Raw genomic sequence first — 25,838 nt, 5'->3', positions numbered from 1 at the left:
CAATGACAATAGCTAAACCAAATAATACAGCAAAACGCCGAAATAGCGGCCGTAGCTATAATCGCGGTGCAATTACAACCAAAAAAGTGAATAACTCAATAAAGCGCGAGATAAAACCAGCCATTGCCGCCAGTGAGCGAAAAATTGTCTTATTTAATAAACCATTTGATGTGCTGTGCCAGTTTACTGATGAAGCAAACAGACAAACCTTAGCTGACTTTATTACCATTAAAGATGTATATGCTGCAGGACGATTAGATAGAGACAGTGAGGGCCTGCTATTGCTCACTAATTGTGGGAAATTACAAAACACTTTAACAGCGCCAAACAAAAAAACCAGTAAAACTTACTGGGCACAAGTTGAAGGTGAACCAACTGATGCAGCAATTAAACAACTGTGCCAAGGCGTCGAGCTCAAAGACGGATTAACATTACCAGCCGTTGTTAAACGCATAGATGAGCCAACTTTATGGCCACGTAATCCTCCCGTTAGAGAGCGAAAAAACATTCCAACCAGTTGGCTCAGTATTACCCTTACCGAAGGACGTAATCGCCAAGTAAGAAGAATGACAGCACATATTGGCCACCCTACTTTACGTTTAATCCGCTATCGTATTGGTGACTATACGTTAAAAGGAATTGATAATGGCCATTTTAAAATAATCGCAGATGAACTATAGCTGTGCTTGAGCGCAGCTATTTCAAATATGCCTAGTAGCGCTCAGCTGATTTTTTGTATCAATCTTCACTAACAACGATACAATTACGCCCTTGTCTTTTTGCTTGGTACAAAGCTTTATCTGCCGCATCAGCAAAATAGATATAATCGCCAGTTTGGGGATTATGCAAAGTTTTAATGCCCATGCTTAGTGTTATATAGCCAATATCTGTATATTCATGCTTAATAGCTAATTGATTAACTGCTTGCTGGATTTGTAATGCACTATGTAAAGCCTTTTTCGGATCAGCCTCTGGCAGTAACACCACAAATTCCTCACCGCCAAAACGGGCAACAAAGTCCTTTTCGTGATTCATCGTGGCCACTGCAATACATTGTGCAATTTGATACAAGCATTCATCGCCTTTAATATGACCGTAGTTATCGTTGTATTGCTTAAAATAATCAATATCGATTAAGATCATTGATAACGGCTTTATTTTTTTATTCATTAATTCAAGTTCATTGGCCAACTTCTCATCAAAACAACGTCGATTGGCAATTTGTGTTAATGAGTCTAAAAATGCCATGTCTCGAAGTGTATCTTCAGCAGCTAAATGCTGTGTTACATCCTTAAATATAGCTAAAAATTCGTGCCTAAAATATCTTCCCGAAATTTCCATCATTATATGGGAGCCATCTTTACAAGTAACACAATAAACTTGTGGTTCAATATCAGTATCATTTTCTAACGCAAAGCTAAGAGCTTGTTGCCACGTTTGTCGCACCCACATCAGATAATGTGGATCTGGGTAAGCATTAAGCCACCAATCATTAAGTGTTGGAATATCCTCAATAGTGTAACCGAACACATCTACAAAACGTTGGTTTATACGGATTATATTCTCGGTGAGCATACATACATTACACAACGGTATTGGCACTTGCGTAAATAAATTAACGTACTCACTCAAATCATGCTGGCGGGTTAGTGGTTTATTATCTTGCGTTGAGTAATCACTATTTTGCACGATAACAGCATTATTTTGACTCGTTTTTACGCGCATCGATAGCGCGAAATGCCATTCTTGCCACCAGGTTGCTAACTGTGAAACGAGAAAATACTCAGACTCACTTGAAGTTTTCAAATTCACGGCAACACTTTTAAGTAGGCAATCTACTTTACTATATTCAATTACTCCCAATTGTTGATAATTTAAAAGAATATTTTCAAAAAGCCTATACGCATCAACTCTTAAAATACTGCGCGTGTCATCAACCATCGCTGTTAATTGTGATTTAGAATTACCAGCATATTGTGCAATGAAGTTAATTATTGATTGTTGATAGAAAATATAGTCCATATACATTGCCCATTAATTACGTGTGCATAAAAACATGCACTTGGAAGTACACCAGAATAATTTAAAGGAATGTAAGCAGATGCAAATATTCGGCGTGAGAAAATTCGTAAAGAGTAGTTGATTAATGTAAACAATATAAAAGTGAAATCGCAATTTAAAAATACCCTTAATAACTTTATCAGGTCCAGTAATTTACGTTATTTTAGCAATAAAACTTAGCCACTGTTTATTAAACAAACAAAAAACTATCATGTAAGAATAAATAGGGGTAGATTTATCATCTGACAGTGTATAAAAGTGCTAGCTCTTATATATTTTAACAATCCAAAAAGACGACTTTGTGGCGCACAATATGCTTATTTTCTTAAATAACTCAAGTATGTTATTACACTGCCGTTATACATTATTGTATGAATAAACTCTCGACTTAAAATACGGTATTAACTACATTATCGCCCGCATGGGATTAGATGCTAAATGGATATGACCAATGAAGAACTAAATTTTATATCAGATCTTTTCCAAGTGACGGTTCCTTCAAAATTGAGGGACAATCATACACTGACATTACAAAGCTCTATCCCTGCCAATATTGCTGAATTACTAAATAATACAAAATTAACACTACTGGCTGAAGTTGGCGATTATCAATTATGGTTTCCACTTGAAATAAGAATTGATAAAACAGGCGTTGTAACCCCTGTATTAAGCGCACCAGAGGTCATCGACACACAAGGAATAAAGCGCTGTTGGCGTGGCGGGAACCTCAATATTCAGAGCCAAGACTTTGAAGTTGAATCAATCTCAAGTACTGGACTTTTTCTAAAATCAACGACTCAAAAAGCTCCTTTAGCGATTGAGCAACAGATAAAATTAACCCTTCCAAACAAAAAAAATATTACTATCGACATCAAACCGGTACGCTTTAGTAAGCGAGGCATGGCTGCCAAGATCACTCATATTCATCAAGGGAAAGAACATCTAAGGGCTTATTTATTTGAAGCCCATAAGCGCCAAAATGCCAATTTATATGAGTCCTCAAACAGCTTATAAATATAATTCACAGTTGTGTATTAGTCGCAGCTAGTTGCAGTGAGGTTAGTACAGCGATAAGCTAAACCTTTATTGTAATAAATGAAGGTTCTATGAGCGAAAATAACTATCCAATAGGTACTCAAGGCACGCCTTGGAATGATAAAGATAAACAGTGCTGGTTTAACCTACAAACGATTAAACGTAGCTATCAATCTGAAGTTGTAACTTTAATCAACGAACTGGATAATGATTTCGAGGTTGAGCAATATGGTGCGCTCAGTTTTGATCCTACTCGCTACCCTCTTTTTATTATTAAATCAAAACAGTGGGCATCGAATAAACCGAGCATATTGATCACCGGTGGCGTACATGGCTATGAAACAAGCGGTGTTCATGGCGCATTACATTTTATGAAAACGCTAGGTATGAAATACGCTAAAGAGTTTAACTTACTGGTTGCTCCTTGTATTAGCCCGTGGGGATATGAAACCATTAATCGCTGGAACCCAGCAGCCATAGATCCAAACCGTTCGTTTTATTCATCAAGCCCAGCACCAGAGTCAGCAGCACTAATAAATTATATTAAAGCACAAAATATACCTTTATTAGCGCATATTGATCTGCATGAAACAACTGACACTGACAACAGTGAGTTTCGCCCTGCACTTGCGGCTCGTGATGGCAAAGTGAACACTAATTGGAATATTCCTGATGGTTTTTATCTTGTCGCTGATAGCAATAAACCTGAACCGCAATTCCAAAAAGCGATTATTGACACTGTTGCTAATGTGACTCAAATTGCCCCCAGTGATGAAAACAATCAACTCATTGGAGTGCCATTAGAACAACATGGTGTGATCAATTATGCAGCACGAGAACTCGGTTTATGCATGGGCTTTACAGATGCACAGTATGTCACCACAACAGAAGTGTACCCAGATAGTCCGACGGCAACAGATGAGCTATGTATTACAGCACAGGTGGCTGCAATTAAAGGTGCATTAGATCACCTGCTTACAAAATAATTATTGCGAGGGTCTATTGGTAATTATATTTAGGCCCTATTCTGACATTTTTAATCTGGTTATATATTATTCACTGATTAATTAATGCAAATTTATAAAAAATTAAAAAATACCTAGACTCCGCGTTTTAATTGTATAAAATTCGCGCTCTTAAATTTTCTTACAAGGAAGCACGTTGAAATTTAGCAATAAACATGGACAGGTTAGTTTACACCGCGAGCAAAATATAATCATTGCTAATTTTTGCGGGAATCTTAACGCCAGTTTAGTAACCTCATTTAGCAATGGCTTATTTGAGCAGGTTAGTCAGCTTGCCAATAAACCATGGGGATATATCAGTGATTCTCAAAATTTGTTGGCTGCAACTCCTCAGGCAGAGCAACAACTTACAGTGTTGGCCTCTGCCATGGTTCGTAATGGATGTATTGCTAGCGCTTATATTTTTGATTCAGCTATCGTAATCAATCAAATGCAACGCATTATTCAAAATGCAGGCCTTAGCGTGGATGTTCGCCATCGTCTGTTTAAATGTTTAGTGCAAGCTAAAACCTTTGTTCACCAAACAATGAACGATAATGCAGCTCAATTTCACTCTGCATAACTTAGTTACGATAAAACACACTGCTTATTGATGTATTAATACTGCTATCTTCTTCGGCTGTGATCACAAAATCAAGTTCATTGAGCTTACTTGGTAAATCATAGCCATCGGCAACCACAGTGACCGGGATGCGCTTCATTTGACCAGGCTCGACAGCTGTAAGTTGAGGGCTCTGTAACTTAGCCACATCAAGACCGGTAATCGCTACTCGGTAATGCAGTAACTGTTGTGTTTTATTAATTATTGTCAAGGTGTAAGGGTTTTCAACTAAGCCCTCATAATTTACTCGATATAATGCATTACGATCACGCAGTACTGACACTTCGATTGGCGTGCGTTGAACTAACCACGCTAACATACTGACCATTAATAAAACCGTGAGTGCGCCATAACCAACCAGTTTCAACCGGTATGGATTAGTTTGCTCGCCAGCCATCTGTTTTTCGCTTGCGTACTTGATCAAGCCTTTTTGATAGCCAAACTTATCCATTGTATCGTCACATGCATCGATACATAAACCACAGTTAATACATTCATATTGTAAGCCGTTACGAATATCAATCCCTGCCGGGCACACTTCCACACATAAATTGCAATCTACGCAATCACCTAAATCTAACGCTTTAGGATCGGCCTTACGTTTACGTGGACCACGACTTTCCCCACGCGCACTATCGTAAGTGACAAGTAATGTATCTTTATCAAACATTACAGCCTGAAACCGTGAGTATGGACAAGCAATAGTGCACATTTTTTCTCTTAAGAAACCGGCATTTCCATAAGTACAAAAGGCAAACAAAAATACCCAAAAACTAGTGATGCCCGACCATTGCAGAGTAAACATATCCCCATACAAGCTTTTAGCCGGAATAAAGTAAGCCATAAATGACGTTGCTGTAAACAATGATATGATTACCCAAGCGCTATGCTTGATTGTTTTTTTCTGCCATTTTGATAACGTCCACGCGGATTTATCTAACTTTATACGTTGATTACGTGTTCCCTCTATACGTTGCTCCACCCATGAAAACATCAGCATCCAAATTGTTTGTGGGCATGTATATCCACACCATACCCGGCCAAGCCAATTGGTAACAAAAAACAACGCAAAAGCACCTAACATAAATAACAACGCCAAGATCATAAAATCTTGGGGCAGTAAGGTCAGCCCAAAAATAGCAAACTTTTGACTCGCAACATCTAGCAATACCGCTTGCTGGCCTTTGTATGGGATCCAAGGAATAAGAATGAATGTAAGCATGAGTAACCAACCAAGGTTACGGCGAATACGCTGGAAAAATCCTTTTTGCTCACGGATATAAATAGGCCCTTCATGCTTATAGGGCTTGATGATCATATCTTCTTCTTTAATATCAAATTTCATAATAACTACTTACTGTGACGGTTAGGCCCGTAAGTTTGCAAGTTTCAGACCAAACAGAAATTAAATTAAGTAGTTGAATATTAATGAATTTTTATTTAATAAACTCGCTAAAATCGCGACATTTAGCGAGTGCCGTGATATTTAACGATTTTTACGGATCATCAACTTGCGCATTTTTGATCGTAACGTACTCTCCGGCATGCCTAATTTAACTGCCGCGCCTTGACTGCCAGAAATTTGCCAATTTGATAATTCTAATACTGCGATGATATGCTGTCTCTGCGCTTCGTCAAGGCTCAGATCCGTGTTTAGGTTAGCGCTAGCATTGGCATCAAGTGGTTGCGATAACTGCAATACAGACTGCTTTGATAAAATAGCCTCTCGCTCTAGTACATTCTGTAATTCACGAATATTACCCGGCCAATCATAAGCTTGTAGCTGTGTTATGGCTTTTTCACTGAGTCCTTTGAGCTGTTTACCAAGACGTTTATTTAATTGCGCAATTAAATTACTACACAAATATGGAATATCTTCTTTACGCGCTTTCAGTGGTGGAACTGTGATTGGAAATACATTTAGTCGATAATATAAATCTATTCTAAAGCATCCTGACTGCACCATGGCCCATAGGTCACGATTAGTCGCAGCAATTACACGAATATTAACTTTACGTGTTTGACTACTGCCAACACGTTCAAATTCATGCTCTTGCAATACCCGTAACAACTTACTTTGCGCTTCAAGAGCAAGCTCTCCAATTTCGTCTAAAAAAATGGTACCATTATTAGCCAACTCAAAACGTCCTTTACGATGCTCCTTAGCCCCCGTAAAAGCCCCCTTTTCATGACCAAATAACTCAGATTCAAGTAAGCTTGGCGTAAATGCGGCGCAATTAACCTTAATAAAGGATTGCCCACTGCGCCCACTTAAGCGATGTAAGTTACGAGCAACTAATTCTTTTCCTGTGCCGTTTTCACCTAAAATCAATACCGTGCTATCGGTCGGGCTAACAAGTTTTATTTGCTCAAGCATGGTTTGAAATACGTGGCTTTTGCCTACCAAACCAGACTCTTGCCAATCTTCATTAAGTTCTGCTATCAAATAGCTATTTTGCTCTTTTAATTGCTCACTTAAGTGATTCACTTGCGCTAAAGCATCACGCAGTGCGTGCTCTGTCTGGTGTTGTTTTGATACATCGCGAAATATCGCGACAGCGCCGATCAACTGATTATTTTTATAAACGGGTGTAGATGTATATTCTACCGCGAAACAGCTGCCGTCTTTACGCCAAAATACCTCATCTTTAACATGGCGATGCTTGCCGTCAAACATAGTGCAATAAATCTGGCATTCATCTGCTGGATATGGCCGTCCGTCAGCGTGACTATGATGATGGTACTGATGAATTTTTTTACCCAGCAACTCATCTGCATGCCATCCAGTCATGCGTTCAGCAGCGGGATTTACAAATACCGCATTACCACTTAAATCAAAGCCATATATTCCCTCACCAACGGCGTTGAGTAATAAAGTTGGATCGTCTAAAAACTGTTTTATCATTGCTTACACCAATCTCGCGAAATATCGCGTTCATTATGCCTATAATGGCGAAGATTTGCACCCTAAGTGACTAACTCATACCGTTCATTAAAGCGAAACTATCCGTCGTTTTGCTTCATCATGAACCGCATCTAAAGTAACTGTAAGACTACAGCGCTCATCGTTAAGTATTTGAAAAATAAATTAATAAATACCTAACTATCATCAAGACAAAGTTAATCTGCTTGTGATTGTAATGCATTAGCTTTGCAAATATGTATTAACTGCAGTGTCTGCACACTTCTTATTTAATTATTGCATAATCTTTGCTTACAATTTCATCTCTGGTAGTAGTTACATTCTTGGTTGTAACCGATTAAACTCAAAAAAAACAATATTGTAGGGATCACATGTCGTTAATTATTAACAACCTTGAAAAACACTATAAAACGGTTACTGCGGTGAATAAGCTGTCATTTGATGTGCAACCAGGAGAGATTTTTGCTTTACTTGGCCCCAATGGTGCGGGGAAATCATCATTAGTAAAAATGATCGTTGGTTTTTCCTCTCCAGATAGTGGCTCTATTCAACTCAATGATGCAAGACAAGCGTATTCATCTATTCCGGCACATTTACTGGGCTATCTACCAGAAGACCGAGGCCTCTATCCAGAAAAAACAATAAAACAAAATCTACAATTTTTTGCAGCATTACACGGCGTAAAAGATAGCGAATTTACGCAGCGCTGTGACTATTGGTTAGCTAAATTTAATTTAACCGCACGCTTGAATGACCCCTTAAAATCACTTTCTAAAGGGAACCAACAAAAAATCCAATTGATCACTGCAATTTTACATAAGCCCAAATGGGTAATTTTAGATGAGCCATTTTCTGGCTTAGATCCTATTAATCAGGAATTAGTTGTTGAATTTTTAGCGCAATTAAAACAGCAAGGCATGACCGTTATTTTAAGTGCACATCAGATGGCGATGGTAGAAAAACTTGCTGATCGGGTATTGCTATTAAATCAAGGTGAAAGTGTTTTATACGGCAAACTCAGTAATATACTTCAAAGCGCGCAAAATAATAGTATTCAAGTCGTATTCAACGATCCAATTAATCAAACTTACTTTGAGCAACTATGTGAACATTATTGTGTTGAGCAAATAAAAGCACAGCAACTAACTATCACCCTAAAGCAACACCAATCACTTAACCAGTTACTTCCTCAGTTAATCAGCATCGGGGAAATATGTGAACTCAAAAATAAAGCTCAGTCACTGCATGCAATTTATTTACACGCAGTAGCTGAGCATAACGCTAAACTGGATCAAGGAACGACGCTATGAATAAATCATCGCTTACACAGCAACAGCTCTGGATTGTTGCAAAATGGGAGTTCTTGCATTTTTTTAAATTAAAACAAGAAATTATTTCGAAGTTGATCATGCTCGCTATTGCTGGAGTTATTTATTTTTTTGCCACTGCAAACAGTCAACTTGAACAAGGTTATCATTTAGTAAGCAACCTCGAGTTTAGCGTCAAAACAGAGCCTACATCGACACAATTTAAGTTTACCAAACATGATGATTTAACTGCCATCATTGCAAATTTAGCTGAGGATACTGGCTATGATGGCGTACTTAAGTTTGACCAAGCGACTCACTCATATACGTTAATAACGGCTGTAAAATCAGCATGGCAAACAACATTGCAATCGCTCCTTAGAGCGCAATTGCAACAAGCTCAATTTGATAGCTTAGGCTTAAGCGAGCAACAACGACTAGGATTGACGAAAAATATTTCAATTGAACATAGGGTACTTGACGAGCTTTTGAAAAATCAAGCTGATCGTAGTCAAACATACACAGCAGTTGGGGTACTGATATTATTATTTGTTGCGATGTTTGGGATCTTTAGCCAACTCTTTGTCAGTATTACCGGTGAAAAGCAAAACCGCGTAACGGAGCAATTGCTAGCCACCATGACACCACAAACATGGATAGATGGTAAGCTACTTGGGCAAATATTACTTGCAGTAAAAACCATGATTGGCACCTTGCTATCGATTATTTTATCGATGCTATTTTTTACCGTTATCATTAAACAACAAGCCCTCAATTTAGACTTTATTAATTGGTCATTACTGCCTTGGTTGTTAGCCTATGCGATTGTAGGTCTTGGCATCTGCGCTGCATTTATGGCTGCGATCGCAGCGGGTATTGATGATCCTAATCACAGTAGTAAAAGTGCCTTAATGATGCTGCCATTGGCACCTATCGTGATTGCATTTTTTGTTATCGATGCACCAAACAGTGTTTTAACAATCGTGCTTAGTTACTTGCCGATCACGGCATTTGCGGTTATGCCGGTGCGCATGTCATTAGTTGAAATACCAATTTGGCAAGCACTCTTATCCCTGCTTCTCAGTATTGGCTGTTTTTATTACTTACGTATATTTGCCGCTCGTATTTTTAAAATGGGTATGAATATGTACGCAAAAGAACCGAGTTTAAAGGCTATGTGGTTGAGTATCTTTAAATAACAAAACATATAGGCAGATAGCGTTGCGTTATCTGCTATTTAATGATTGTGAGTTTTGCTATTTATAAAATCAGTGAGAGCAAATAGCACACCTGATATCACAAAAGTAACATGAATTATTACTTTCCACATCAATTCATCACTTGAGTGACTAGTAGAGCTTATAAACACCTTTAACAGTTCGACTGCAGAAATGGCAACAATTGCGCTGATCAATTTCATTTTAAGACCAGAAAAACCTACTTTACCCATCCATGCAGGGCGATCTTCATGATTACCAATATTTAATTTAGAAACAAAATTTTCATAGCCACTAAAAATAATTATTAATAATAATCCTGCCAGTAATGCGGTATCAACCAAGGTCAAAATACCCACCAGTAGTTGCTCATTAGTAGCGCTAAATGTATTTATCGCCATTTGATACAGGTATTTAAAAAACTTCAAAAGTAACAGTACAATTGCAACGAGTAAGCCTATAAAAAAGGGAGCTAGTAGCCAGCGGGCTCGAAAAATAAAGCTTTCAACAAACTGTTCTAGTTTAGATGCAACACGAGGTGTGGTGTCAGGTAGTTGGCTTTGAGACATAATTATTCCTAAATTGATAGCTGGCGTAAGATAGCATTGATTAACATAAGTTTCTCATTATTTTACCGTCTCTTATTACATTATATTTGTCTTTACGATAAAAATATTTCGTTATCTTTTATTATCATTTCGTTTAAGAATCACTTACCAACAGCATGTTGCTTGATTGGATCACTGTTGTTTTTGAATATAAAACAGCAGTCACTACATTTTTTAGGAATACACGAATGAAAAAAGCATTGCTAGCGCTTATCGTAGCGCCATTATTTGCAGTTTATGCAACTTTTGCTGTTGCTGACGATGCTGTTGAAGCTTCCGCCGAAACAATTAAAGAATACACTGAGATGTGTTTAAACTGGGCTAAAGACGACGACATCAGCAATGAAGAGCTTAAACCATACGTACTAAAGTGCGTAAATGATGAACTTGAATCAGAAGGCTATAAAAAAGTCACTGACGTAAAAATCTAACGTCAAAAATGCCTCTAAAGGCATAATTTTTGATATAAAAAAACCGGAATTGACACAAGGGTGTGCATTCCGGTTTTTTTGTTTTCAGAGCTTAGTATTCTACTCAGCGTCCTTTTTTGTTTTTGCAGCGGCTTTTTTAGGTGCGGCTTTCTTGACTGTTGCCTTTTTAGCGGCTGGTTTTTTCTTAGGTGCGGCTTTCTTCTTTGCCTCTTCAACCCACTTTCCTGCATTGAAATGTGCAGTCCAGCCTGTTGCTTTACCGTCAACCTCAGTCATTACATATTGTTCTTTATTCTTACGGCTATAACGAACAATTGCTAAGTTACCATCAGGATCTTTTACTGGTGCATCAGCTAGATAATAAAACTTAGGTGAAATACGATCTCTAAAACGCTGTAACTCTTCCACTTTAGGGGCACGAGTTTCACGTGATTTAGGGAAGGTATTCGCTGCTAAGAAAATACCTGCAGCGCCGTCACGTAGCACAAAGTATGCATCAGATTTTTCACACTCTAACTCTGGTAACTGAACAGGGTCTTCTTTTGGTGGCGCTGCTTCGCCGTTACGCAGTAATTTACGGGTGTTTTTACACTCATCATTACTACAGCCAAAGTATTTACCAAAGCGCCCTGATTTAAGCTGCATATCTGATGAGCATTTATCACATTCAATGATAGGGCCATCATAGCCTTTAATTTTAAACGTGCCCTGCTCAACGACATAACCCTTACAAGCAGGGTTATTACCACAAACATGTAATTTACGAGTTTCATCTATCAGGTATGAATCCATTGCCGTTTCACAAATTGGGCAACGCTTCATTTGCATCAATGTTTCGGTTTCGACATCTTCAACGTCAGCGGCAACCGCTTCATCACCTGACACTAAGTTCATAGTGGTAGTACAACGTTCTTTTGGCGGTAAATTATAGCCTGTACAGCCTAAGAAAACGCCAGTAGAGGCTGTTCGAATACCCATTTTTCTGCCACATGTTGGACAGTCAATATCAGTTTCGACCATTTCATTTTTACGCATCCCACCTTCATCTTCTTCACCACTGGCTAAAGTCAGTTGTGTAGAAAAATCAGCGTAAAACTTGTCAAGTACCTGTGTCCAGACACGCTCACCTTCAGCGATATCATCTAACCGGCCTTCCATTTTTGCAGTAAAGTCAAAGTTCATCAGATCAGTAAAGTTCTCAACTAAACGATCGGTGACAATTTCACCCATTTTTTCTGCAAAGAAACGACGGTTTTCAACACGGACATATCCACGATCTTGTATCGTTGAAATAATTGATGCATAGGTAGATGGACGACCAATACCACGTTTTTCAAGTTCTTTTACTAAACTCGCTTCACTAAAGCGTGCTGGCGGCTTAGTAAAATGCTGTTTTGGATCAAGTTCAACAAGGCTTAATATCTCGCCTTCTTTAATAGCTGGTAGTGATTGATCTTCTTCGTTCTTTTTTCGAACTGCTGGTTGTACTTTAGTCCAACCATCAAAACGTAACACCCGTCCTTTGGCTCTTAATTGGAAATCGGCGGCAGTAACAGTTAATGTTGTTAAGTCATATTCAGCAGGGACCATTTGACACGCAACAAATTGACGCCAAATTAATTCATAAAGCTTTTTAGCATCCGGGTCTACGCCATCTAGGTGACCAGATAATACAGTAACACTTGAAGGACGGATCGCCTCATGCGCCTCTTGTGCATTGCCTTTTGAACTATAACTAATAGCTTCTTTTGGTAAATACTTATCACCAAACTGCTGCGAAACATACTCGCGACACATTGCAACTGCATCTTTCGACAAGTTGGTTGAGTCAGTTCGCATATAGGTGATATAACCTGCTTCATACAAACGTTGCGCTAACATCATGGTCTTTTTAACGCCATAGCCTAAACGCGTACTCGCAGCTTGTTGCATTGTTGAAGTAATTAGTGGCGCACTAGGACGACTTTTACTTGGCTTTTCCTCAACACTAACAACTTTATATTCAGCTTGCTCTAAAGATGCAGTAGCTGCCATAGCTTGCGCTTCATTGACTGGCTTAAAGGCTTTATCACCTTGTTTGAACACCTCTAAACGAAGTGCCGACTCGGTATTTTTCACATCGGCATGAATATCCCAGAACTCTTCAGGAATAAACGCTTTAATTTCACGCTCGCGCTCAACTAACAAACGTACTGCGACAGACTGTACTCGTCCAGCGGATAAACCACGGGCAACTTTTTGCCACAATAATGGCGATACCATAAAGCCTACAACACGATCTAAAAAGCGACGAGTCTGCTGGGCATAGACCATGTCGGTATTTAGCTCACCAGGGGCCTCAAAGGCGGCCTGAATGGCATTTTTAGTTATCTCATTGAATACGACACGCTTATACTTTTCTGGCTCTCCACCGATAATTTCTTGCAGGTGCCAAGCAATCGCTTCTCCTTCCCTATCCAAATCCGTTGCGAGATAGATTTGGTCAGCGTTTTCAGCGAGCTTTTGTAATTCTTGAACAACTTTTTCTTTACCTGGTAATACTTCGTAATGTGGCTCCCAGCCTTTATCTGGATCAATCCCCATTCGAGCTACTAAATTTGTATAATCACGCTGTTTTTTGTACGCGGCCTTTTCTTCTGGTGCCATTTTACGTACTTCTGCAGGTGTTTTTACAGCAGCCGTTTTGGTTTTGCCTGAACCGGAGGTAGGAAGATCTCGTACATGTCCAATAGAGGACTTGACGATAAAATCGTTTCCTAAATATTTATTAATTGTTTTAGCCTTAGCAGGAGACTCTACAATTACTAGCGATTTGCCCATAGTTGCCTATTTCTAACCAAGTATTTTAAATGTGTTTTGCCCATTTACGGGCGCGAATATTTATAGGTATATCTACAAACACCAATTGTTACAAGCTTTTAATACAAACTTTTCTGCTTTTAATGAATAATTAAACAATTATTGTCGTTAATTTAGACAAAACGGTGTTTTAAGGTATTTGCAGTGGAATATATAGAATAGCAACAAAAATGCCAACCTTATGGTTGGCATTTTTTAAAACTAAACAATCTTAAGGTACTTTTGGATCATCTCTAACTGATACTGATAAAGATGAAACTAATCCTGATGGTGCTGTTGTTTTAATTTCTAAAAAGCCACTTGTGATATCATTGCGATTATCTGCAGGCTCACGACCAAGCGCAAATGATAAGCTAACCGGAACTCGACTCGTTGTATTCGGGAAGGCATAATTTTCTGGCTCGCCACTGAGTACACCATTATCTGTTAATATCGTTACTCCTGTACCTACAGGCAATGGATTATTAAATATATCAGCAATAAACACGGTCAAATTAATACTCTCTTGGCCGGTAGCTGACGTTAAATCCACTTCAGTTATTTGACACATTTTTTGGCTAGTTAAATCATTTTGTACCTTATGTACTAAGTTACTATTTATGTCACTATTAACATGTACTTCTGTAGCAGTTACGCCTTGTATATCAGTACATTCGTCGGCATATGTTACCAATCTAAAGTGAGCGTTATCACTCGACATTACGATCTCTTGATTTTGAAATACATTTATCATTTCTCGTGTACATATACCTGCTGCATCATCTTCTGGGCGACACAATAAGCCATTGTATAAACCATTTTGTTGAGTCCACTGGGCATTGCCATCAAAATCTATAAATTCCTCAAATTCATCCCCTGCAGAATTAGCCGCAGAGCACAGTTCAGCTGCGGTTTCACAATTTTTTCCACCAAATGTTCCATCTTCATTATTATCAATAAAGGCTTCTGGCTTATCAAAAAGATCATCAAAGAAGTCTTCTTCATCAAAATAACCATTGCCATTTAAATCAGAAAATGTTTCTTCACCTATAGCATAAGCGAGTACCGTTGCTCTCCCGCCTAAAGGTAAGTCAAACGCTGTATTATCATTATTTTTAATACCAAGCGGACATGGTAGTCCACTATCGCATTTATCTGCGATAGTATTTCCGTAAAAGCTGCGAGTAATTCCGCCCTCAACTATAAACTCAGCAAACGGCCGTGGGTTGCTACTACGCCACTTAACTGAACATCCCCCGTTAGATGTAGTACAACTGGGCTCAATAACCCCACCTTCGGTAATAAAACTAACCGCAGTTCCATCGGGCACTGGATTGTTAAAATGGTCAGCTAAGCGAACATTAACATCGACTTCAGTGCCATCAACATTTAAACCATGCACATTAAATTGCGAACGAGATAGTGAAAAACTATTTTGGTCAGCAATACCAGTGCTGACCACCAAAACATCAGATGGTGCTGTTACAATTACATTCTCACCATCAACGTTTTGCTCACTGGAAGCTATCACTTTGACTGGCGTTGGCACTACTCCTGACTGCACAACAGTTTGTACTACACCATCAGCATCAGTGAAACCTGATAACTGACCTAACTTCAATCCACCGACTTCCGTTGCTAACTTAAAGTTTACAGTTCGAGCTGGGAGTACATTGCCATTTTCGTCAATTAACCTAAAGCGAACAACAGAGGTTTCTTTTCTGTTTGCGCCGCCGGTACCTTTAAGCGCAATAACTGGTTCAGATACATCTAAAAACTCTAAAGAGCCAACATTTGCAGCAGAGACGTTCACTACCGTAGAAGCAGAAACAGTATTACCACCAGTAATAACTGTTGCTGTTATTAAGTCAGCGCCAACACAACCTTGTGCTCTATATGTTGAACGCGCAACACCACCGATACTAGTCACACTGGCATCTATAACAGCTAGGCCTGCATCAACACAACCTGATGTAAACTCAACAGATAATGGAGAAACGAAGGTTTCTCCATTTTTGCTCAGGTTTACTGAGATTAAAGCGGTTGAACCTGCTGATAAAACTTCTGATTCTGCCAAAGAACTATTGATACTAACATCAACATCTACTGCTGATATTTGAAATGCTTTTTTTATAGAGCTTTGAAGAACAGTAACTGTTATCTCGCCTGCACCTACATCCCTTCCAGGCACAAGGTCCAATAGTGCGATACCATTCTCATTTGATATAGCAGTACCAGTGCTTGGTGAAATAGCGCCAATAGTCGTCGTTGCAGTTACAAGAGTTTGTGCTAATGGCGTTGTTGATCCTTGCTTTGTTAATTCAATAAACACGATTGCTGCATCTTCGCCCGATATGCTCGTTGTTTCCTCGCATAAGTTAGGGTCTCGCGTCGTTCTAAAATCAGATTGGCAATTAATCAAAATTTTAAAAGCGATATCAGCATTATTTTGATTTGGGTCTATCGCATCCCCCCGAGTATAAAAGCCAATGGAAGACTCTACAGCTTCATATTGGGCTGTTATAAGCCCCGCCCCTTCAATAGTTCCTGTCGTGATATTGAGCGTAGCGACACCATCTTGATTTGTAAGTGCAGTGCCCGAGCTTGGCAGTAAACTACCAAGCGTCGAGGTAAAACTCACCACTCTATTGACTACGGGGTCACCATTTGAGTCTGTAACTCTTGCTTTGATAATACCGCTCTGCTGTGCATTAATTTCATTCGTGTCAGATAAGTTTACAGATGAAGTAAGGCTTAAATTGACATTAAAGTCTTCTGACACGCCTTGAACTGGAGCATCACCCGCAGCAGTATAAGTATAAGCATTCGAATTAATAACTTGCTGCGACTCAGAAAGATAACTAGCAGAAATGTTACCTGCTCCCGCTTCAGAACCTGTAAGTAAATCAAGTTTAGCAATACCTTCGCTGTTGGTCATAGCGGTACCATTTGAAGGGTTTAGAATACCAAAACCTGACACATTAAACTGTATTAGCTTAAAGGCCGCCGGCTGTTGATTTAATAGCAATTTAGCTTGAGCTACTGATGGTTCTGAAAAAGTAACGTTTCGTGTTGCGGTGTTATCTGATGAAAGTAAAGTAACAACCAAATCTGCTGAGGCACTTGCGTCTATGAGGGTCTCAAAGCTAAATGGTTGTGAAGTTATTGTTTCCCCATTATGAGTATACGTTGCTGTTGCTTCTCCAGCTCCGATGACATCACCAGCGGATAATTCAACCGTTGCTATACCAAGGTTGTTAGTTAAAGCCGTTCCAGAAGAAGGCGTTATTTCACCTATATTGTCAGCTAGATTAAAAGTGATTCTAACATTCGATAAAGGCTCTCCTTGTTGCTTTAATGTTGCTTGTAAATCCAGACTATTCAAAGTAGTAACTGTATTAGTAGGCTCTGCAGTTAATTGAGATAGTCCTTTCAAACTAAGTGTAAATGCACCTTGGTTACTTTCTCCTTGCCCACCCGTAGATGTAAAAGCAAAACTGCTATTAACATTGATGTCATTGCCGGTGTAAGTCGCCGTTATCTCACCAGCGCCTGCTTGTAGTCCAGCTGAAAGCTCAACAGTGGCTATCCCTTCGCTATTGGTAAGTGCAGAATTTAAATTTACAGCACCTATATTATCAGCCAAGGTAAAAGTGATTCTTTGCCCACTTGCCGGCTCATTATTTTTTAATAGAGTTATCTTTATATCTATCGGATCAGCTTCGGTTACTGCATTAATAGTTTCATCGCTTGCTTTTACGTAACCCTGAACAGATAAGGTATAAATGGGATCAGCAGTAGTACCATCATCAATTGTTCCACCGTCCTTTTCAAGTGTTCCACCGCCACCACACGCGGTGATAAAAAAACTCAACAGTATGACACTGAGCCATCGCATTAAAGGCATTGCCCTCTCCCTAGCGTTTGTAATTAATTATTTAAATATAAAATTTACCCAATATTAACCTATATCAAGCTTTAAAATCACAACTTTTATTACTTTTTTATGGTTTTTTTCAACAATATTTTTTTTCATATTTAGCGATTTTTTCTGTATAAAAATCTGCATGCTGGTAGGCTATGGCAAATTTATAAAAAATAGATTGTTACTATGTCAAAAATCCGTTCAATGAGTTTAACCACCCGTATCATGATAGGTATGTTTCTGGGGGTTGCTGTAGGCTTCATATTCCAAGCTATATTAGCTGGCGAAGACGATTTTCTAATCCCACTTGGATTATTCTCTTTGCCAATTAAGGGCTTTTTTGTAGATGGTTTATTTCATATTGGTGGACAAATATTTATCGCCAGTTTGAAAATGTTAGTTGTACCACTGGTATTTGTATCACTTGTTTGTGGTACATGTAGCTTAAGTGATCCGAAAAAATTAGGCCGTTTAGGCGGTAAATCAATCGTTCTCTATCTTATTACTACCGCAATTGCAATTACGGTTGCGATTACCTTGGCATTATTAGTTAATCCAGGGGAAGGGATTAACTTACCTTCTGAAGCGACTTATAGCGCAAAAGAAGCACCAACTCTTGCACAAGTAATCATTGGCATGTTCCCAACCAATCCAATTGATGCCATGGCAAGCGGCAATATGTTACAAGTAATTGTATTCGCATTGCTATTTGGTATTGCAATGGCTCTTGGCGGCAGTGCTGGTAAACGAGTAGCGGTTGTTTTTGAAGATTTAAACACCGTGATCTTAAAGCTAGTTACCTTATTAATGAATGTGGCTCCTTATGGGGTGTTCTGCTTAATGGCGAAGCTATTCACTACTATCGAGTTGAACTTGATAGTCAGCTTAGCTAAATATTTTGGTGTTGTGGTGGCTGCGCTATTTTTCCATGCCTTCATTAATTACACCTTACTGTTAAAGTTTTTAACCGGATTAAACCCGATTATCTTTTTGAAAAAAATGAAACATGCCTGTTTATTCGCATTTAGCACTTCAAGCTCAAGTGCAACAATGCCTATTACACTTGAAACAGCCACTAAAAAATTAGGGGCAAAAAATTCAGTTGCGTCATTTACAATTCCACTCGGTGCCACTATTAACATGGACGGTACAGCAATCATGCAAGGTGTGGCTACGGTATTTATTGCACAAGTATTCAGTGTTGATTTAACGATTTCAGATTACTTAATGGTAATTTTAACCGCCACTTTAGCGTCTGTAGGCACCGCTGGTGTCCCTGGTGTAGGCTTGATCATGCTTGCCATGGTCCTGAATCAAGTTGGTTTACCTGTTGAGGGCATTGCCATCATTATTGGCGTTGATAGGTTACTTGATATGACTCGTACGGCGGTCAATGTCACAGGCGATTGTATGGTGACATGTGTGGTTGCTAAATCTGAAGGTGAACTAGATGAGGCAGTATTTAACGACCCAAATGCAGCCAAAGACTTAGAGGATTATCACAAATCAACTGACTAAAGTTGTCCGTGTATAAATGAAAAAAACCCGCAAATTTGCGGGTTTTTTTATCATTTAATAACGGAAACCTTTATGGGTTTAGCCCTTTTAAACGAGACAATAATGATATACCGGTTTTGTTAACAGTGTTACTCAACCCGATAGCAAGCTTGTCGCTTAAGCTCTTTTTAACTTTATATTTAATTTTATATATTTGTCGCTCATCTTGATACTTAAGTAATGTGTCATCACTAGTTTCTATAGTATCGACTAGACCTTTTTCAAGCGCTTGAGTCGCAAACCAGTGCTCACCTGTTGCCACTAAGTTAATATCTAAACTTGGCCGTTGACTGCTAACAAACTGTTTGAATAAGTCATGAGTTTGCTCTATTTCTTCTTTAAACTTCTCCCGTGCTTTATCTGTATTTTCACCAAATAAAGTTAAGGTACGTTTAAACTCACCCGCAGTGATTTGTTCAAAATCAACATCGTTTTTCTTCAGAATTTTATTAAAATTTGGAATTTGTGCTATCACACCAATAGAGCCAACGATAGCAAACGGTGCGGCAACAATTTCATCAGCGACACAGGCCATCATGTAACCACCACTGGCAGCAACTTTATCAATCGCAACCGTAAGGTGAATACCTCTATTTTTAATGCGTTGTAGCTGGGAAGCAGCAAGTCCATAGCCATGAACTACACCGCCACCACTTTCTAGCCTAACCAACACTTTGTCTTGCTTAGGATCGGCAATTGCAACAATTGCGGTAATTTCTTCACGTAAACTATCGACTTCATGGGCATCCATACTACCATTAAAATCAAGTACATATAATCGTGGTTTCGACTGTTCATCAGTGCTTTTTTTAGCATCATTCTTTTGGGCTTTATGGTGCGCTTTTAATGCTTTTTTAGATAAGGTGCTTGCAATAAAATCATTTTTCAAATCATCTAACTGCTCAGAAATATCATCAATCTCAATCTCACCTTTTTTACTTTTAGGCTTTATCGCTGCAGCGACACTAATTAATATTACTGCAGCGGCGGCAATCACAAACGTTGCCGTTTTAGCTAGAAACAGCCCGTACTCATATAGAAATTCCAATCGTATTCTCCAAACAAAAATTTCGTCTAATTTACCATTGAAACAAAAAAAAGCCACTTTTCAGTGGCTTTTCATTTATTTTAATACTCTAGAAAGTTAGTCAGTGACAATCTCAGTATTTTGAATAGATAACGCTCTCCCTCGGGTGACCAAATAAGTCGCAATCTGTAATTGCATTTCAGTTGTCGTGGCTGCGCTTTCTTCAGCCGTTGCACCTGCATCAGGATCTGGGCTAAGCACTGAGCTGTGATGCCCTTTGGTAAATTTAACTAAATAGCTCATACCATCCTCAGTAGGCGTTTGCGTCTGGGTTACTGTCGTTAAGCCCATTAAGTTAGCAAGAGGCAGTGAGCCTGCAATTGGGTTATTTGCAGTCATTGGTGGGATCACTTGATCTGGTTTATTGCCATTAGCTTCACCATCACCTACAACCACATTCATATAAACAGGTGTGCCAAGCGCTTTTATAGCTGATGCATAGTTTGTTGGATCGCCGCTATCAAGAGCCGTCTGTGCTGCAAATGAGAACTGACTCAAAATACCTTGAATCTTAGCAAGCTTAGTCATTTCACCAGCTGCATTTAACGAAGTGTAATATTCGCCATAACCACATGAAATACTCTCGTTCGTTGGCGCTGCTTCACCACAGTTTGATACAGCAGGACCCTCTCTATAAGTTTGAAACTCAGCTGATTCAGACGTCCCAGCTGATAGCAATACAGAGCCTTGCACAAATGGGCCAAAACTCGCCGATTCTAATAAAAAGCTAGCTATCCCACCACCACCGCTAGCGAGTGCGACACTATTGATTTTAAACAAGCCATCAACTTGGCTATCAAAAGGTGCATTTGCTTGAGCAACAAAAGCAGGAGCAACTACTGAGCCAAGTGAATGGCCGATAAACACTACGTCAGAGGTGTTGAGTGATGTATCATCAACAAAATTGAGGCCTAGACGCAATGCTAGTAAATCAGCCGCAGACTGCCTTAAATTGTCACGCGCAACGAGTAATGATTGCAAGTTCATGTACGCAAGTACAGATCCCTCCCCTTTAGTCGCATTAAAGTCGTCTTTACCATCGTCATCCACGTCAATGCCACGCTCACCATGCACAGGGTGATCTATGGCAACCGTTGCAAAACCTTGAATCGCTAAACTAGCCGTTAACGCCAGCATGTGCTCTTTTTTTGAAGTAATGCCATGTTGCATAATAACAACAGGCCAACCACCCGCTGGCATTTCAAGTGCCGGCATACCAGTTTGTGTCCTGATAGCGTTTATCACAGGCAGAATAGGTTTTGTTATCTGTACAGGCACTTCTTGCAGGCTTTGCATTTTAGGGAGCGGGTTATATTTCGTTAAGTGACGAGTAATGTCAATTTTTGGGTAATCGTGTAGCTTTCCTTCACTTAAACCTTGGCAGAGCTGCTCATATGGACCAATACCAAACATTGTTGGATCAATTTCATCTTCTTTTCCTGCGTCGCGCAGTGCTTGATCCGCTGCTTGCTGATTAAGTACGGCAACAGGGCTTGAACACATGCCTTGCCAGTATGTATCAGCCAACTTTGAAATTTCTTTCCCTTCTGGTTGAGATAAATACATAGCCAGTGTCACACTGCCTCTTTGGTACTGCACCCCATTAAATGCTGGTGACACATTAGTTATGTCAGGATCACTAAGAAGCACTTCAGCTACTGTCAGCATATCCTGCTCTGGTATTTGTACCTGTGGTTTTGGCAAAGCTGGATTTTGTAAGCTCGCTGCTAGCAATTTTTTAATAGTACCAAGCACTGGACCTACAGATTGAATGGTCATCGCTGCTGAATATATAATCTCATCTTTAGTGATCGTGCCGCCTGAAATAAGTACATTTTCATAGCTATTTACCACGCCCTGCAGCGCGAGTTGCGATTCAGTTACTAATGGGGCTTCCTGTTTTACTAATCCGTAGGTTGAAGATGGCTGGATTGAACGCCCTAATGAGTCTTTAAGCTCAGTCGTCAGCACATTAATATACGAGCTGCCAGCTTTAAACGGTTTTAATGGAATAATAGCAACCGCATTGCCACTTGCTTTAGTGATGAAATCAACGCCAAAGGTTAATTCACCTAATAATTTACATCCTGCTCCAGCGGGTACCGCTGCGCAATCTGCATCTGTTAAACTAGCGCCCATAACAACTTCAAAAATACGCACAGCTCCCGGCGCACCAGCCGAACTTTCATCAAGGCTCACATTCGCAGGAAAGGTAAGATCTACTTTATAGGGAACTTGGCTAGACCAGCCATCAAGTGCACCTAGTGCCAGTGACGGGTTAGCATAGGCGCTTCTTGGCACTGATGCACCATTAGCACTCAACTCACCGGGAATATTTATAGTGCCATCTTTTGTACCACTCATTAATAAATCATTTGGTACTGAAATAACCCCATTTGCGGGATCAAACTTCACTGTAGCTGATGGAATAACTGGTGGTGTATCATTTTTAACATCTTCTAACGTTTCACCGCCGCCGCAACCAGCTAGAGCAGCTGTAATTGCAAGTGAGAGTAGCATTTTTTTCATATTGTTTGCTCCGCACGTAATCTTTTTTTTATGTGTGTTGATAAATAAGTGTAGCTAATTTTGTTACTAATTCTTTTAAGTTTTCGCGTAATATTTAGTTAAAATAATGTAATTAGGTTATTAATAAGACATTAGACCAGTTAAAGTTAACGTAAAGTTTCAAATTTCGCCACCTTATTTTGCAATAAATTCGATAACTTGGTGTTTTGCTATGTTAAAATCAATCAAATTGATTTTTTGGACCTTTATTATGCAAACCTATAAAGCGGCTGATAATGCCCTACAAGACAAAGTGATCTTAGTAACTGGTGCAGGTGACGGCATTGGCCGAGTGGCTGCAATAACTTATGCCAAACATGGCGCAACGGTTATATTATTGGGTAAAACCACCAGCAAACTGGAAGCGGTATACGATGAAATCATTGCCGTTGGCGGGCCAAAACCTGCGATTGTACCGATGGATTTAAAAGGTGCAAGCAAACAAAACTTTCGTGATTTAGGCGCTACCATTGAACAGCAATTTGGTAAACTAGATGGCTTGCTCAATAATGCAGGAATAATTGGCTCACTGGGTCCACTTGAGCATTTTTGTTCATCAACGTTTGATAACATCATGAAAGTGAATGTTACCGCTCAAGCGATGATCACAAAATATATGTTTCCAGTTTTACGTAAATCTCCAAGTGCTTCAATTATTTTCACCTCTTCTGGGGTTGGTCGCCAAGGCCGTGAGTTTTGGGGCGCGTATGCCATTTCAAAATTTGCAGTTGAAGGAATGATGCAAACATGGGCATGTGAAGTAGGTAAAACGAATATCCGGATAAATTGTATTAATCCCGGCGCCACCCACACAGCTATGCGTGCCAGTGTCTATCCAGGCGAAGATCGCGATAAACTAGCCTGCCCTGAAGACTTAATGCCAACTTATTTATACTTAATGAGTGATGATTCAAAAGACGTCAATGGTCAATCATTAGACGCGCAAACAAAAAAATAATACCAGTCGTGTTAAGTTACTGACCATTTATAGCGACAGATAAATACAGTGATAACAAGGCAGGAATTTTGACATGTATTGCTCTACATAAAAAATCCCTAACGCAATTAGCACTTTATTTAGCCTGCTAGAATGGTTAAATATTTAAGTCGATTGGTATAAACCAAGTACTAAACATAAAAAAGCCGCTAATTAGCGGCTTTTTTAATGCAAGGCAGATATTAACGGCGTTTAGTTTGTTTAACGCGATTATTATGTTTTTTGACTGCTTTACGAATTTGATTAATTTTAGCGCGTTTATCTTTGCGTTTTTCAGGCATAACAGATAATTTTGTTTGCGTTTCACGGCCAAGCTTAACTGTTTTACGTAAGTAATTTACAGTCTCTAAATCTAGCTCAGCCCAACCACCTTGTGGTAGACGTTTATCGAGCTCTAACTTACCATAACGAATACGAATAAGACGAGAAACCTCAACGTCTTGAGACTGCCATAAACGACGAACTTCACGGTTACGCCCTTCTGTCAGCGTTACATTATACCAGCGGTTAATACCTTCGCCGCCCAGTGGTTTAATAGTAAGAAATTTTGCCATACCATCTTCAAGCTCAACCCCTTTGGTTAAATTTTTGATAGTTTCTGCTGTTACTTCACCAAATACACGTGCTGAATATTCACGCTCTACTTCGTAACTTGGGTGCATTAAGCGGTTAGCAAGCTCACCATCATTGGTGAACAACATTAAACCTGCGGTATTTATATCTAAACGACCAACAGCAATCCAACGTTCACCATCAACGCGCGGCAGGCGGTCAAATACTGTTCTACGTCCTTCAGGATCTTTACGTGTACATAACTCACCTTCAGGTTTGTTATACATAACAACGCGACAGATACGTTCAGCTTTTTCTTCAATTTTTACCGTATGGCCATCAACACGGATCTGGTCGGTTTCTTCAACACGATCACCCAGCTTTGCTACTTTACCATTAACACTGACACGATTTGCATCAATGTATTTTTCCATCTCACGTCGCGAACCTACGCCCGCTCTTGCTAAGACTTTTTGTAACTTTTCACCTTGTATACTCATTCGGATAGTTCTCTCACAGAAGGATCACTCAATAACTGGTCAATTTTACTTTGCTGCTGTTTTGGCAGTGGCGGTAAGTTATCTAAACCTGTTAACGAAAAATAATCTAAAAATTGTTTGGTTGTGGCATATAAAGCGGGCCTACCTGGCACCTCTTTATGACCAACAACATGTATCCACTCACGCTCGAGCAGACTTTTAATAATAGTTGAGCCTACGGTCACTCCACGTACTTGCTCTATCTCGCCCCGAGTTATCGGCTGACGATAAGCAATAAGCGAAAGAGTTTCTAATAGTGCACGGGAATATTTAGGCGCCCGTTCTTGCCAAAGATTATTTAACCAAGGGGCTAAGCTGGCACACGCCTGAAATCTAAATCCACTACCGACTTCAACTAAGCGAATACCACGGGTTTGATAATGAATTTGGATCTGTTCAATCGCGAGGTTAATACGTGTCATAGACACACTTAACTCAGTTAATACGGTGTCTTTTAAATGCCGTTTACTGACTGGTTTTCCCGCAACAAAAATCGCCGCTTCAATGATCTCAACAAGCTGCTCATCACTGATTCGTTTCGTAGCCATTTTCGTAGCAGATTTTGTC

General features: G+C 39.4%; 19 protein-coding genes. 9 read left to right on the top strand and 10 right to left on the bottom strand.

Going from position 1 to position 25,838, the window contains the following annotated elements; translation table 11 throughout:
- The first annotated feature begins 2 nt into the window (after nucleotides 1-2).
- The gene (locus H5186_RS10655) at nucleotides 3-680 is read left to right on the top strand and encodes a pseudouridine synthase (protein WP_182717880.1); all 678 of its coding nucleotides are present in this window, start codon (nucleotides 3-5) and stop codon (nucleotides 678-680) included.
- Between the two features lie 58 nt (nucleotides 681-738).
- Here the strand turns inward: H5186_RS10655 and H5186_RS10650 are convergent, their stop codons facing one another.
- Nucleotides 739-2,022 carry a sensor domain-containing diguanylate cyclase gene (locus tag H5186_RS10650; RefSeq protein WP_182717881.1) on the bottom strand — a complete coding sequence of 428 codons (1,284 nt, stop codon included), beginning with the start codon at nucleotides 2,020-2,022 and terminating at the stop codon, nucleotides 739-741.
- A 477-nt stretch (nucleotides 2,023-2,499) separates the two neighbouring features.
- Between H5186_RS10650 and H5186_RS10645 the strand changes: the two genes are divergently transcribed.
- The 3 genes from H5186_RS10645 to H5186_RS10635 all read left to right on the top strand — a co-directional run bounded on the left by H5186_RS10645 (nucleotide 2,500) and on the right by H5186_RS10635 (nucleotide 4,683).
- A complete protein-coding gene (locus tag H5186_RS10645) occupies nucleotides 2,500-3,075 on the top strand; it encodes a hypothetical protein (protein WP_182717882.1) in 576 nt (191 codons plus the stop codon).
- Nucleotides 3,076-3,167: 92 nt separating this feature from the next.
- Entirely contained in the window at nucleotides 3,168-4,082 is a 915-nt protein-coding gene (locus H5186_RS10640; protein ID WP_182739247.1) for a M14 family metallocarboxypeptidase, read from the top strand.
- Between the two features lie 175 nt (nucleotides 4,083-4,257).
- The gene (locus tag H5186_RS10635; RefSeq protein WP_182739246.1) at nucleotides 4,258-4,683 is read left to right on the top strand and encodes a hypothetical protein; all 426 of its coding nucleotides are present in this window, start codon (nucleotides 4,258-4,260) and stop codon (nucleotides 4,681-4,683) included.
- Between the two features lies 1 nt (nucleotide 4,684).
- Here H5186_RS10635 and ccoG read toward each other — a convergent pair whose 3' ends face one another.
- Both ccoG and H5186_RS10625 read right to left on the bottom strand, forming a co-directional pair.
- Nucleotides 4,685-6,067, bottom strand: a complete 1,383-nt coding sequence (gene ccoG / locus H5186_RS10630) for a cytochrome c oxidase accessory protein CcoG (protein WP_182794444.1) — start codon at nucleotides 6,065-6,067, stop codon at nucleotides 4,685-4,687.
- A gap of 141 nt (nucleotides 6,068-6,208) precedes the next feature.
- A complete protein-coding gene (locus H5186_RS10625; RefSeq protein ID WP_149981042.1) occupies nucleotides 6,209-7,627 on the bottom strand; it encodes a sigma-54-dependent Fis family transcriptional regulator in 1,419 nt (472 codons plus the stop codon).
- Between the two features lie 389 nt (nucleotides 7,628-8,016).
- On the opposite strand from H5186_RS10625, the gene H5186_RS10620 reads away from it, so the two are divergent.
- Complete coding sequence (locus H5186_RS10620) at nucleotides 8,017-8,955, top strand: ABC transporter ATP-binding protein (RefSeq protein ID WP_182761308.1); 939 nt, start codon at nucleotides 8,017-8,019, stop codon at nucleotides 8,953-8,955.
- The gene (locus H5186_RS10615) at nucleotides 8,952-10,151 is read left to right on the top strand and encodes an ABC transporter permease (RefSeq protein ID WP_182794443.1); all 1,200 of its coding nucleotides are present in this window, start codon (nucleotides 8,952-8,954) and stop codon (nucleotides 10,149-10,151) included. Before H5186_RS10620 ends, H5186_RS10615 begins: the two co-directional genes overlap by 4 nt.
- Before the next feature lie 38 nt (nucleotides 10,152-10,189).
- Here H5186_RS10615 and H5186_RS10610 read toward each other — a convergent pair whose 3' ends face one another.
- Nucleotides 10,190-10,738 carry a TIGR00645 family protein gene (locus tag H5186_RS10610; RefSeq protein WP_145233766.1) on the bottom strand — a complete coding sequence of 183 codons (549 nt, stop codon included), beginning with the start codon at nucleotides 10,736-10,738 and terminating at the stop codon, nucleotides 10,190-10,192.
- A 227-nt stretch (nucleotides 10,739-10,965) separates the two neighbouring features.
- Between H5186_RS10610 and H5186_RS10605 the strand changes: the two genes are divergently transcribed.
- Nucleotides 10,966-11,208 (top strand): hypothetical protein, encoded by a 243-nt coding sequence (locus tag H5186_RS10605; RefSeq protein WP_149981038.1) that lies wholly within the window; start codon nucleotides 10,966-10,968, stop codon nucleotides 11,206-11,208.
- 99 nt (nucleotides 11,209-11,307) lie between these two features.
- Here the strand turns inward: H5186_RS10605 and topA are convergent, their stop codons facing one another.
- Complete coding sequence (gene topA / locus H5186_RS10600) at nucleotides 11,308-14,028, bottom strand: type I DNA topoisomerase (RefSeq protein WP_182739243.1); 2,721 nt, start codon at nucleotides 14,026-14,028, stop codon at nucleotides 11,308-11,310.
- A gap of 250 nt (nucleotides 14,029-14,278) precedes the next feature.
- Nucleotides 14,279-17,953, bottom strand: a complete 3,675-nt coding sequence (locus H5186_RS10595) for an Ig-like domain-containing protein (RefSeq protein ID WP_182794442.1) — start codon at nucleotides 17,951-17,953, stop codon at nucleotides 14,279-14,281.
- 204 nt (nucleotides 17,954-18,157) lie between these two features.
- Here H5186_RS10595 and H5186_RS10590 point away from each other — a divergent pair, with 204 nt between their 5' ends.
- The gene (locus H5186_RS10590) at nucleotides 18,158-19,489 is read left to right on the top strand and encodes a dicarboxylate/amino acid:cation symporter (protein ID WP_149981035.1); all 1,332 of its coding nucleotides are present in this window, start codon (nucleotides 18,158-18,160) and stop codon (nucleotides 19,487-19,489) included.
- A 70-nt stretch (nucleotides 19,490-19,559) separates the two neighbouring features.
- Here the strand turns inward: H5186_RS10590 and sohB are convergent, their stop codons facing one another.
- Both sohB and H5186_RS10580 read right to left on the bottom strand, forming a co-directional pair.
- On the bottom strand, nucleotides 19,560-20,576 hold the full coding sequence (sohB, locus tag H5186_RS10585; RefSeq protein ID WP_145233753.1) for a protease SohB: 1,017 nt from the start codon (nucleotides 20,574-20,576) through the stop codon (nucleotides 19,560-19,562).
- A 96-nt stretch (nucleotides 20,577-20,672) separates the two neighbouring features.
- Nucleotides 20,673-23,144: a VolA/Pla-1 family phospholipase gene (locus H5186_RS10580; protein ID WP_182794441.1), complete on the bottom strand. Its 2,472-nt coding sequence runs from the start codon at nucleotides 23,142-23,144 to the stop codon at nucleotides 20,673-20,675.
- 250 nt (nucleotides 23,145-23,394) lie between these two features.
- On the opposite strand from H5186_RS10580, the gene H5186_RS10575 reads away from it, so the two are divergent.
- Nucleotides 23,395-24,141: a YciK family oxidoreductase gene (locus H5186_RS10575; RefSeq protein ID WP_182734863.1), complete on the top strand. Its 747-nt coding sequence runs from the start codon at nucleotides 23,395-23,397 to the stop codon at nucleotides 24,139-24,141.
- A 221-nt stretch (nucleotides 24,142-24,362) separates the two neighbouring features.
- Here the strand turns inward: H5186_RS10575 and rluB are convergent, their stop codons facing one another.
- Together rluB and scpB are read right to left on the bottom strand one after the other, a co-directional pair.
- The gene (rluB, locus tag H5186_RS10570; protein WP_145233749.1) at nucleotides 24,363-25,232 is read right to left on the bottom strand and encodes a 23S rRNA pseudouridine(2605) synthase RluB; all 870 of its coding nucleotides are present in this window, start codon (nucleotides 25,230-25,232) and stop codon (nucleotides 24,363-24,365) included.
- On the bottom strand, nucleotides 25,229-25,819 hold the full coding sequence (scpB, locus tag H5186_RS10565; RefSeq protein WP_149981032.1) for an SMC-Scp complex subunit ScpB: 591 nt from the start codon (nucleotides 25,817-25,819) through the stop codon (nucleotides 25,229-25,231). The genes rluB and scpB overlap by 4 nt, the downstream gene beginning before the upstream one ends.
- Between the last annotated feature and the right edge of the window lie 19 nt (nucleotides 25,820-25,838).

It is taken from the genome of Pseudoalteromonas sp. SG41-2 (genome assembly GCF_014164535.1).
Classification (GTDB): domain Bacteria; phylum Pseudomonadota; class Gammaproteobacteria; order Enterobacterales; family Alteromonadaceae; genus Pseudoalteromonas; species Pseudoalteromonas rhizosphaerae.
The sequence above is the reverse complement of the archived record's forward strand: the minus strand, read 5'-3'. Positions and strand labels throughout refer to the sequence as shown.